The organism is Prevotella sp. P3-122 (assembly GCF_002251365.1).
GTDB lineage: Bacteria > Bacteroidota > Bacteroidia > Bacteroidales > Bacteroidaceae > Prevotella.
The window spans coordinates 1-13,214 of sequence record NZ_NPJH01000058.1 but is presented as its reverse complement, the minus strand read 5'-3'; the positions used below and the strand labels follow the sequence as shown (position 1 = coordinate 13,214).

3 protein-coding genes are annotated in these 13,214 nt (G+C 37.4%); all 3 read left to right on the top strand.

The window, feature by feature from the left end; translation table 11 throughout:
• Nucleotides 1-6: 6 nt before the first annotated feature.
• The 3 genes from CIL02_RS10225 (at nucleotide 7) to CIL02_RS10215 (ending at nucleotide 11,684) form a co-directional block, all read left to right on the top strand.
• Entirely contained in the window at nucleotides 7-3,660 is a 3,654-nt protein-coding gene (locus tag CIL02_RS10225) for a hypothetical protein (RefSeq protein ID WP_094401453.1), read from the top strand.
• Between the two features lie 78 nt (nucleotides 3,661-3,738).
• Nucleotides 3,739-9,315, top strand: coding sequence for a hypothetical protein (locus CIL02_RS10220; RefSeq protein WP_094401451.1), 5,577 nt, complete (start codon nucleotides 3,739-3,741; stop codon nucleotides 9,313-9,315).
• A gap of 23 nt (nucleotides 9,316-9,338) precedes the next feature.
• On the top strand, nucleotides 9,339-11,684 hold the full coding sequence (locus CIL02_RS10215; protein WP_094401449.1) for a hypothetical protein: 2,346 nt from the start codon (nucleotides 9,339-9,341) through the stop codon (nucleotides 11,682-11,684).
• The last annotated feature ends 1,530 nt before the right edge of the window (nucleotides 11,685-13,214 follow it).

The window sequence follows — 13,214 nt, the reverse complement described above, 5'->3', positions numbered from 1 at the left end:
CATATTATGGGTAAAGTATATATATTGCCATATCTTCGAAAAGGTCTCGCCAACTATATTGATAAGGATGAAGACACTAAAGGAAAGAAACGTGCAGAAATACAGGTTGGCCTTAAAGTGAAAGCGTCAACCGTCAACAATACAGATGATAGTTTCAATACGGATGAATTTGTAAAAGGGAAGTCAATAGAGCTTTTGGGGCCTTCCGATATCAAGATGTTGAGTAGTAATGCTATCATCCGCATGTCACCGGCTGAAACCGGTGACATACGGATCAATTGCAAGTACAGTCCGTTTATCGAATTCTATGAAGAGGATCTTCCTTGGCGCTATACACCACTGGCGGCCGATCATCCGGATTTTCATCCTTGGATGGCTCTTATAGCCGTGAAAGAAGACGAGATGAAGGTCAGTATGCATGGAAGTATAAAGATTGTGGAACTTAATCTTACAGCCGAACGTTATATAGAAGTATTTCCTATATCCAAAGTATTGAAGGATGTAGCTCATGTACAGATTGATACGAAAGATGACCGACTTGAAAATAATAGTGATGAAAGTAGGATAGAAAAACTGGTAAATGAGATTCTTGAAGAGAACCCTGACTGTGGAATATCGCGTATCCTATGTTCAAGTAAGTTAGAACCAAGCACTGTTTATAATATTCTCCTTATTCCTTCCTACGAGTTAGGGCGACTTGCAGCGCTTGATTTAAGTATTGACTCTACAGGTCTCAACACATGTGCCTGGTCATCAACTTTAGAAGAACAAATGAAACGTCCAAACGGCATGACCTTTCCACTTTACAAAAAGTGGAAGATAACTACATCGTTTGGTGCGGACAACTTCATAACATTGGCTAAAAAACTCTTCCACACCAGTGAGAAAGAGTATAAAGAGATGAGGGCATATCTTGATGTTGATATTGCTCACAGTGGACTGATCTCTGCCCATGTAGAATCCGAAAATGCTGTTATCGATGTACCAGCTTCTCTCATCGTTAATGAGAAACCGACTAACTTACGCGAAGAAGACGATGATTATCGTCAGATCTTAAAGGAGACACTAATGCTCAATCCTGTCCTCTCTGAAAATGAGAGCGAGGAGATTGATCTGGAATCTGACCCTTGGGTTGTTCCACCTGTATATGGTGCGCGTCATAAACTTACAACAAAAACGGAGTTTGAAAATAATACTATTAACGATAACCATTATAATATAGTAAATGATGTCAATCTTCGTATGCGCAACCGTATAGTGGCGGGATTGGGGGGACAAATTGTGAAAAAAAATCAGGAAGAATTCGTGAATCGTGCCTGGAAGAAGGTTGAAGTAGTTAATACCGTTAATCAAGTTATTCGTGAGTATTACCAGATGAATCAGGTAAACGAATGTGCCAAAGAACGTAGTCCCCGTACGGATATCTTTAACCAAAAGGACAAAGTTACTGAGAAGACCATCGGTCTTCTCAGCGATGCTGCTCTGAAAATGCTACAATCGTCAGGCATTTACTACAATAGTGTTGCCCCTGACAAGATGCTTATGGTTGCAAATACAGAGATGAACAAGCAGGAGAATCCAATATCAAAAATAGGGTTGCCAAGTGAATTCCTTTTGGAACTTTATGATCCAAAACAGTGGGAAGGAGCGCGAAGGGAAGGTATTATATTGGAAAAAATCAAAGAGACTACCGGTAAAAATTGCCGTTTGGGAGATAGTGCATATCAGACATTCTCAGAATATGCATTTCTTGACAAATTTTTATATGTAAGGTGGAAAAATGATAATGCATATTTCTGTCCAAGACTAACAGAAAAGGATTGTTTAGCTCTTGATGATGCTTCATACATATATCACCCATTAACAGGATGGTATGATACAGCTTATGATATATGTTCTGCTGTTCAACGTGTTAAAGAGAATGGAGAATATTATTTTTATATTAATTCTCTTATCAGAGCTTTGTCACTAGTAAATTTGAACAAGAAGGGGGTACTTTATGACAGTACGAAAGTTTTCAATTATGTTAATGTAAGACCTATAAATGTTGTGTCAAAACAGGGATATGGTTATATTTTAGAAGGTAATTCTTTTTCTAATAAGAAATTGGATAAGCCGCTGGCAATTGAATATCAACGTGATAATGATAAAAAAGAATATCTTTTCTTTATTACGAAGGATTACTTTGATAAACGAATAAATAATGTTAAATATTCACTCAGATACAAACAGAACTCTTATAGTTGTGAGTTGAATAGAAATGGTGGCTTTAGCGTAAATTTGCCGGATGAGCCATCTTCGCCGGAATTAGATATATATAAATTTAACAGTTATTCAAAATTATTATTTGATGAAATCTCATATACTATAGATACGCTTCGTGAAGCTATGAGAGATTATGACAGATGGTTTCATGTTGATTATAATAAGGAAAAAAGAAAAAGTACATTAAAAAAATTTCCAAGGAGCCAATTCTGTATATTTCAATCCAATAAGACTATTGGGTTCTCATTTAAAAAAATAGAACACCCATGGCAGATTTGGAATTTCAAAGATGCTTTTGACAAAAATATAATCCGATCAGGTAATAATCTTCTTACATACTATTACTCGACATATATTTATGCTATTGAGGAAATTCTTTCAAATTTGAGCAAATTTGAAAATATTCTTTATCAGCCTACTCATATAGATGTTGGAGATCTGGATTTAGATGACTTCAGTATTATAAGGGCCAATGAACTTGTCAAGGATGTTCAGAAGACGGAAAATGACATAGACCTTAGTACTGACGAACTGTTGACTAAAATTAAAGCAGAATATGCCAATATTAAACGAAAATTTGCTGACCGTAAGACTCCGGCAGCGAAAGTGGAAGATAAAGATCATATTATTTCCGATGAAATTCCTAATCCTGACCAGTTGGCGAAAGATCGTATTGTGAATATTGTCAACGAATATGGTATCACGGAGGTGGCTCAGTTGAAGGACAACTTCAATAGCAAATATCCGATAATGGTATATCCTGATTTTCTTGACCCTACTTTCTTTTATCTGCGTGAGTTGTCAGTAAACTATGTACTTCCTGGTGCCGGCGAACTGCTTAAGAATACCATATCATGCTTCTATAGCAACCCTGCTTTTGAAGAAGCATTACTCATGGGTATGAATACAGAGATGGGACATGAGCTGTTGTGGCGTGAATATCCGACCGATCAGCGCGGCTCTTATTTCCGCAAGTTCTGGGATCAATCTGAACTTCCAAAAAAGGACGAGCTTGATAAGTATTTTGATGTCGAACCACTCCATAATTGGGACTCTTTACTTGGTAAAAACCATATGCAATGCAAATCTCAGATGCTAGTGTTTGCTATCAAGGGAGAACTGATACAGGCTTTCCCTGATACAGATATTTATCTGCGGGAAAAGGATACAGATAGGGTATTGAAAGCATGTATGTCGTCATGGCTCACAGAAGATACATACCTTGTAGGTTTCCAAGACATAAAAAAGGAATATCTTTACAAATACTACCTCGTATTTGAGCAGATGCCGATGTCGTTGCAGTTTGACCAAAAAGACGGTGCACCTATCAATAATTCATTTAATGTGGTAAAGCCTTGCATTTTTGCAATACCTGCAGGGCAGAAGCCCGTCTGATTTTGCCAATCAAAATTATAAGATATACTATGCTAATAATTACATTCATTTTTTTTGAATGAAAAACATACGATAAAAATGGAAAAATATCAAGACATATTGCGTGACCAGACTGGAAGAAATTTTGCAAAGAAAGGAGTGAACACATCGTTGATGATGTTCCCTGTGCGTCTGGAAACAAAAATCATGCAGCATGATTACAGCACTATTGCTGAACCAGAGAACTCGCTCCAAGCTTTTCAATCATTGGCTAACGTACTAAATGAGTACCACAAGCCTTGTGATGATGTCAGTTTTGTCAATGTGAAGAAGGCTATTGCCAAAATGAAGACCGATGTGGAGATGATTGATATGATGTACAGAGAGGATAAAGCTGTATTACTTGAACTTACGCAGAATCTGTACAATGCATTCCATACTGTAGAGTTACAGGATGCATTTATGCCTGTAATCACTTCGCTTAAGGATGTTACTTGCGTATCAACAATAAGCGATAAAGCTTCTGTGGCATTTCTGGATAAAATGGAGAAAATAACCAGAATGTTTGTTGAGACAGTAACCAGACCTGATTACAATGGATGGTCACGTAAAATAAACCATAATTATTATTCTCAACAGGCTAAATATACTAAGGCGCTAAATCATTTCCGTAAGGTTTATGAATTCCTTAAAAATATCGATAACGAGGTTTACCGTATTCCTCAGGGAATGGTCTATAAGGAACAGCTAGCCCGCTACAATAGCCTTGTTGAAAAATGGAATAAACTGCTTAACAGCAATATTGCTGGTCAAAATGATGCTAATATTCTACTTTGGCGTTATAATTGTGCAGAAATAACAGCCCCTAATGGGAGTCCTGCATATATAAACAGCGTAAATGCACATAGTGCACTTGTTAAATTTGTAAAGGAAAAGCTTTTTCCAGAAATTTTGCAGTTCCAAAGAAGTAAATGGAATAAAATCTTTCAATATCTAGAAACAAATCTTGGAACGAAAGCTTCGTCTTCTGACAAACCATACCAGCGATATAGTATATTGGCAACAAGATTGCTGACTCTGGAAATTCTTCTTGCCAAGTACCGTTACAATAAGGATTACGATTATCGGAAAAATCTGCGAAAGGATTTCTATAAGAAATTAGATTCTACAAAATTTTTGATAAATCATGTGTACTGCAACTTCTATGCAGAACAAAACTTATTATGTAAAATAAACAAAACTATCATCAATCATTATAAAGAACTTGTTAATAGCTCCAAAGAATGTAATCTTGAATTAAATATCGAGAGTTGTAAAGTTATACATAAATGTAGTTTCTTAAGCAAAGAAGCAAAAAAGAGTCTTTGTGTGCGCATATATCCAGATGTAGTAGCCATGACAGAGACCGTAAAACAAATTAACCGTGCAGAGTATCTTGTAGGTAAGAGTTTTTGGTTGAAATATATTTTCAACAACAATCGTAAGTTGGCAAAAGACAGTACTGAGATAGAGAATTACAATCATTCGCTTTGGTTGTCAATCTGCGATCTATACCCTGCTCACCGTTCCGCATTCATCCTTAAACAAACTTTCCCAAAAGAAAACTATAATGTGATGTGCAGAAAGGCAAAGCAGTTCAACGACAATAAACTGTCTGAAGATGAGTTTGTTAAAGAAATTGACCAAAACTTTGTAAATTCATTCCCGACAACATATGTTGATAACGAGGAAAAACTTTTCACTATTCCTACCACCAGCCTCTTGCCCGACCGCTTTGTCCTTCGTGCAGAAGTAAATATTAATAAAAGCAAGAAATGTACTATGGTACACTACGGACATCGTCTTCCTGCGGAACTTCAAATAGGTCTTGATCTCAACAATCTTGAAGATTCAACCGTAGTGAAATCGGGTACTGACAATCAGAAACAACTTTATCTGAATGGTAGCCTTAGCTGGATGACTGACTATGATTTGGCAGAGAAAATGGGTATGGCAATATCATTACCTCTTGAAGAAATGAGATATGAAAGAAGCGATACTAAAACAGACCGTATAAACGCAAGGGAGAGATTGAAAAGATTATATAAGCTGCGTAAGATGTACGGAAATTCAAAAAATACAAAAATAAAACAAGATATAGAGAGAAAAATCGAGATGTTCCAAAAGAGAAGAGAAATCAAATCCTCTATTCGGCTACGTTCGTTCGATTTCTCTTCAATTTATGTGTATGGTATTAATGAGGCATCTGCTGATGAATGCTCCAAAATTCTTCATGATTTGATGTGCGGTCATCTCTATTCAGATTATCCAATGGATATTATTTCGTTCGAGACTCCTTCGAATATACTTGATGACAAAGATACTGAATTTGTATTTGACAGCTCTGAGGGAAAACAACGTGAGCGTTTCAAGTATCAGGTTCATAATTGTGTTTACCCTCACAAACCGGAACCAAATAACGACCTCGATATTCTTGATCGTCTCTGCTGCTTTAAGGAGAGTGTATTGGGCAATCTTGACGATCCTAAGTCTGCAGGTTCCGCCGAGATACAGTTGTGTAGAAAAGTTAATGAATTAATGATTGACTATCTGGCTCAAAAGGGGAATCCACTTATAAAAGCGATAAAGAAGAATAATGATATCTACAGTTTCGTAGCAAATGATGTGTTGCCTCGTGGACCGTTCCCAATGCTGCGTATTTCTGACCAGCCTTATGGTATTCTTCCTATATGTGACTTCCGTAATTTAAAGGTGCGAAGATCTATTGGCATCGTGAAAAAGTTTCTTTTAGCATTGACTACACATTGGAATAAGATTGTAGATAATAATAATGTCAAATGCTACGGTAAAGACAATGGAGATGCAACGACTGTCACTACTCGTGATTATTTGGATATTCTTAACAGTACGCCTCGTAGTTCTGCTTTTTATGAACGTGCGCTGATCAAAAATGAAAATGTGCTCAATGCCGAGTTTTTCCGTGGTGAAGAAAATAGCCGTCAAATTGAAGAATTGTTTGCCATAGCTAACGATCTGGGTCTTGTAAAGAGCAAGGAGGAATTGAAATCTATCATACCAAACTATGACTATATCCCTATCATTGATTTGCTTACCGAGACAGATAAGGATGGCAATGCCATTGAAAATAGCGTAACAAAACTTGTTGATGGCTTGAGGATTGATAATATAGTCTCTTATCTTAAAAATAAAATTGAAGATGAGAACAACAAGAATATTAAAGGTATTCAACTTAGTACTGACAGCGAAGTTCTTAAGAATCAAGTCATCGAGTTTTTTGACCTGTTTAACTATCGTCTTGACGCATGGTTTATGGGTATGTTGAATAATAAGCTTCGTGAACGTATGGAGAACAATACGCACAAAGTAGCTATAGGAAGTTTTGGTTGGTTGTTTAACCTCCGTGAAAATGAACTCACTAATGAGAATACCAATGAGTATATCCTTGCTCCTTCTGTCAATCATGCTATTACAGGCGCAGTTCTTCGCAGTTCGTATAATAACAGCCTAAAGAATGGTGATCAGAACTATGATATGAGTGTCAATCTGTCGTCAGAACGTGTTCGTTCAGCCATTCGTATCATTGAGGGTATTCAGAACGGTTTGTCTTTAGGTAATATTCTTGGTGCCGATCTTGAGCGTTTCATACATGAAGCATATAAAATGCCTTACAAAGGACATCAACTTGAGATGGACGTGTGCATTTATCCTATGCGTCAGAACTATCCTCTTGTTGATATGAAATCCAATAATGATATATCTGTAATCAATGGATCTGCACTTCTTGAGGATTATCGCAAAGAAAAGAATTACGCAATCAGTATGGCTCGTGGCAATAATGATAAATTGCAGATTTATTTGCGCAACTGGATTAAACGGCGAGGTTTTTTCCCTGACCAGATTGATGTTGAGTTGAAATATGACTATCTGCTTGAACTTATTGATCAGGTAGATGATGAATACGATGCACTGACTGATGTTGTACTTTCGGAGAGTGTATATAAGCTTGTGATTGGAAACCGTGAGGCTTCTGACGCATTGGCTCAGGCTCTCAATGAGATGAGAAACATTCCAATGCCTGATGTGGTGAATATCCCTATCACAAGTGCACAGATTGATAATTATACAATGGTAATGCTTGATGTGGATGTCGTGCGTAATAGCAATATGACAAATATTCTTGCAGAAACAGAACCAAAAGTTGATGCGTGGATTGAACAAATGCTTGGTTCTATGAATAATATTTTTGTTTCTTTCAAAGAGAAAAACGATGACGATGAAACTGTTTACTCTCCTTCTGTCAGTCTTGGCGAACTGGGAATATCGGCATCAGAATTCGTATATCTCTCAGCCGATAATGCAGCGTTTACAAAGTTTATTGAATTGCAACGTTGGATGAAAGGTTATGATTATGCATCTGTTGTAGAGGATGTTTTGGCAACTGATTGTCTTGACTGTCATTCTCTGTCAGAGATGCAAGTTGCAGCAGATGAAGTCCGTAGTCTTCTTCTGTCAGCTCATGCTTTGCGTAATGAGGAGATGGTAAAAAGTACGGGAATGCCTGACCATTCTGTCGTTGACAATATGAGCGGAGCGTATTACAAGCTTGAGGGATACATCAAGCGTATGCTTGACGAAATTGCTAAAATACTTAATGAGCAGATGGCAATACAGAATCCTCAGACTAGTAACTACGACATTACCGTATTGCCTGATGATATCACTCTTAAGGCCATTGCTTTACTTATAGACTCTTATCGAATCGGACAAGTTACAGCACTCAATGAAATTGAGCCTGATCTCGTCATCGGTAACCGTAAAATGGTAGAAGATATTAAGGCTTGGAAAGAAATCGTTAATAAGCAACATTCTCTTTTTAAGAGTCTGCAATCTGTATACGATGATTTCTGTCAAAAGCTTAGTAGTGTACAGAAGACTATAGCTGCTGCTACAGTTCCTGATTATACAGTTTTCACTACTGCCATTCAGACGTTGCTTGTCAATGGCTTCAAAGTTGTTGCTACATTCCAGCCTGATGAGTACGTTCCTCTCATAAATCTTGCAGCACAAGCATGTGGTAATTATTTCAAGAATATCGACAGGATTGGTCTCGAGACTCTTGTTGGCGATCTCGCTCAGGTTGAGAAACCTATAATGAATCTTCACAAGATACGTATGTTCCAGAAAATCAACGATCTTGATGTTGCTCCTATAGTACCGATGCAGATCGTTTCAGAAAATAGTGAAGTTGTTGGTGATGAGTGGCTTGGTGCTGAGGTCTCATCTGAGAATGCCGTTACTGATGCATTTACATATATTGTGATGAATCCTGATCGAATTGTAAAGGCTACTGAGAGTGGAAAACCTAAATTGGCAGGTTTGGTATTTGATCATTTTGTTGACCGTATTCCTTATCGTGCTCAGAGTGCAGCCGTGAGCTTCGCTTATGATCAGCCTGATGCTGAGGCACCACAGACAATACTTCTTGCCGTTTCAACAAAGGACGGAAAGAAGAGTCAATGGAACGAAGATATGCTGGTTAACTCTTTAAAGAGTGCTGTCCATATGATTAAGACTCGCACTGTCACACCAGATTTGATTAGCCGCGATTCGTGGACAAGTGGTGTTTTCCCACTTCTTGAGTACAAAGAATATTAGAAAAACATTTAATAGTTGAACATATGATTAAGGTTGCTGATTATCTCAAAAAATATGTAGATATCAGACATTTTAATGCTGATTCATTTACAGTAGATTTAAATAAAACGCGTATTGAGGGACGTACCCGTAACAATGATATCACTGAAGCTCTGCGGCTGCGCGTACATGATCCTCTATGGATGTTGGCCCGTCAGTGGCAGATGGGTGAGTTTCGTGGTAACAATGCAGGAACAGCTATGTCTGTTCGTTGTATCATTAAAGAGGAGGACTGTTCAATTGATCCTATTGAACCTGTTACAGAACAGATGAATCCGGAAATTGATCTCTTTGCCCGCATTGAGGCTGCTACATTTGCGTTGGATTTGTATAGAGAAAATCATGATTTTGTGGAAACAAAAGCTTTCAGGGATGAGTGTCGAGCCCTTTACGGCATCGATCAGAAGTATCTATACAGTTCCAATAAGACAGTCTTATCTAGTAATGATATATTGGAATATGAATACTTGCTTAATACTAACAAAGCAGATTTTATAAAAGGATACGTAAATAAATCCTTTGATGGAAGTAAATTATATGAAGCATTGACCACAGGAAAGACTATCAGAGGTTTTGAACCTTACAGAGATAAATTTATTAACTGGTTTCGTGATAAGTATAAACCGGCAAGTAAGTCTAATGACCATTGGTTAGATGAGGATCTTTCTTATGAAGTTGAAGCTTTTGCTGGTGAAAAACATTTCAAAGGTGATCGATATCAGGGGGGACGACTTTCATGGTACTCATTCGATTACGATAAGGATTATAAAAGGGATGATAATATAACCATTAAGAATGATGCAGAAACAAGAGTCCCTGATAAAGTTGTTAAATTTAAAAAATCTTTATATGATAAACCAAATGAAGAATATGTTTTAAATGCTGGACATAATGCAGTTACTTTAAATCTTGGTTTAAAGCCTAAACGTAATTCACAGCAGACTATATTGATTCCTGGTTCTAAGCCTAGTATGGAACAGGACATTGAAAATCTTATAAATGATATTATAGATTTTTCCGTTAAAAACGGAATAGATATTAAAGATGTTATAAATTCCATTGAAGGTAAAAACCTAAAAGGGAGTATGGAGTTTAATACTATCAGAAAGTTTATTATTGATTTATCAGAAAGAAGAAAAATTAGCTATGAGGTTATTTTGAAGATTGTTAAAAATACGCTTCTTGAAAAAGTACAAAATAATGGCGATATTAAAGATAAAAATGAAGTATTGATATCTGAACGTCATGTCTTCGCTCTTCCAACTCCGGCAACTTTCGCTGCGGCACCTAATAAACGACTTTGGCAGATGGAAGATCGTAAAGTCTATATGGGTAACAGTCTTTCTCAGCAATCTGAAGCTAACGTTGTAGTAATGAAGTATGCTGCAATGTACTCTAATGATTGGATGCTGTTTCCTTTAGAGACTGAGATTGGAAAATATATCACCGTAGAGAAAATTGAAGTTATTGATACTTTCGGCGGTAAGACTGTGATTTCTGGTAATGAACGTGCTGGAAAGCTCGAGTATGATCAAGGTAGTATGGGGTTGCGTAATGAGGCTTGGCAAATGTTTACTAACACCAACTTTGGCAATCGTCGTGTAACTGATATTCAGGGGCTTTATTTTGTTCCCCAGTTAGCAGCAACAGTTGAGGGAAAGCCTATTGAGGAAGTGAAGATTTTACGCGATGAAATGGCAAACATGGTATGGGGGGTAGAGGAAGTCGTGCCTGATGGATGTGGTGAAACCCTTGATGCAAAATTCTATGCTACACATCTTCAAGCCTATGTTAATAAAGTTAACGAAAAGGGATTACCCAAACGTAAACCTCAAATTGTCCAATTTGCTGACGGTATGGATGCACAGATATTGTTACCTGAAAATGATGCGCAAGTGGCTAACTATCGCTATATGTTACAGTCACAAGTTCCTTACAACTGGATACCATTCATTCCTCAGCGAATAACAAATGGTCAGAGCATGAACAATCCGTTTTTCTTGGGAGGCCGTGAGATGATTCTTCGCCGTGGAAAGATGCCATGCTATCTTTACAACGAGAAGACTAATGATTTCGATATTCTTCCTGTTCGTCCGCTCGGAACCATTCTTCGTCCAGAGATTATCTTTGAAAACGGTATAAATAAAGAATTGCCTATGGTTATTCACGAAGAAGCAGTCCAGGCTACGGGTATCCGTTTGACAAAGAATTACCAGCGCGCCCGCTGGCTCAATGGTCGGACTTACAACTGGCTTGGACTTTACAAGCGTCAGTCGCATACTGAAGCCGGTAGCAGTCTCATTTTTGATGAACTGAAGCCGAATGAATAATATTACAATGGCGATTTATCAATGTAAAAGAGAGTGGTCAAAAACTAAATTTTCCCTTTGAAAAGTTATATTTTATAACTGTAAAACTGAAAAAATGGCCGTATCATAATTCATAAATGAGCTTGATATGGTCATTTCTTCAGGTTTTTATAATGTTCAAATTTCAAATTGAAGGTTCATTTTTTAAAAAGAATTTTTATACCCTCTATTTTGCTTTATACTAAGGATATTTTTCAAAAAATATATTTTTCTTGAAAAAAGTCTTTAGAAATTTGGTTATTAATAATTTTATTATTACCTTTGCATCAAAGAGAAATAAAGATAAGATTATCATTGCGCCTCTAGCAGACCGTCAGCGTAGGGGTAGTTCTTTGAATTTATATTATTTACTTTAAGGTTGTACTGTTTGAGGTAGTTCTTTTCAATTGAGTTGAGTTAGTTTTTTGATTTACAAGATTGTTTTGTTTCTGCTTGATTCGTATTAATCTTAGGTGGATCTTATACGTTCAATAGAGTTGCTAAACTATTACGATGGAATCACTTGCTCAATGTCCTAGTCACCGGTGCGGTTAATATACCGGCTGCGTGAAGTGGGGGGATGAGCGTAGGAGGTACAATTAATGCAACGAAATGGTAGGGGGGCTCTTACTGAGAGGTCCTTGAGAGATAGGGAAAAGTGATAAACACAAGAGAAACTTTATTCGAAAATGTCTGATTGAGTAGGTAACCTTTGAATTTCTTATCATGAGTGGTGAGTTGTTCCTAGTGTGATTCTTCCATGATGCATAGAGTAGAATGTGTTTTCAACCCGTTGCGAAAAGACTTGGAAGCCGTGTTAATAGAGACACGGCTTCTTTTTTTATTATTATTAAGGGATATTTATTAAATGGCGCTCTTCTGCAAAATGTTTAATTTACATACTCTCATCATTATAATCAAACTCCACCACCCTGACTACTTGCTCGCAGAAAATACATTGACCAGCACGCGCTGTAAGCGCAGAAGCACACAGCCCAGGGTAGAGCGTAGCGGCACCCTGGGTGTAAGTGGACATTGTCCATGCGCGCTGTAAGCGCGAGCATTTACCGACATGAACTTCAGAATTAGGATATTCAATTTTTGCACATCAAACTGTACACCCTAGTTATTAAGGCTCAGCAGAAATTTCCGGGGGCTAAGTGCCCCGTAGGGGTGAGTCTTTTCCCCTTTTCTCTTATTCAGAATAGGACAGACATTTCTGTGTCAGTTCAGCCCAACTCTCACGCAAAGCTTTGCCTTCATTTAGGAGTCCCATCCCCATGTTTTTTCACTGAGCAGTAATAAAGGCTGGACAAATTTTTCTTTTTAGTATAAACGTTTCCTATGACATTATTTCAGCAAAGATTAAAATCATTAATCTTTCCCGACACAATGTCGCCATATCTCGTATTGGCATGTGAATTGCAGTTATAGGGGTGTAAGCGGAAAGCCCCACAGAGGAGCTTGAAACGGTAAACATATATAAACAACAATTCTAAAATAGGAGGTTAC

Coding starts and splice junctions, on each gene's coding strand:
- CIL02_RS10225 (WP_094401453.1), top strand. CDS start 7: ATGGGTAAAGTATATATATTGCCATATCTTCGAAAAGGTCTCGCCAAC.
- CIL02_RS10220 (WP_094401451.1), top strand. CDS start 3,739: ATGGAAAAATATCAAGACATATTGCGTGACCAGACTGGAAGAAATTTT.
- CIL02_RS10215 (WP_094401449.1), top strand. CDS start 9,339: ATGATTAAGGTTGCTGATTATCTCAAAAAATATGTAGATATCAGACAT.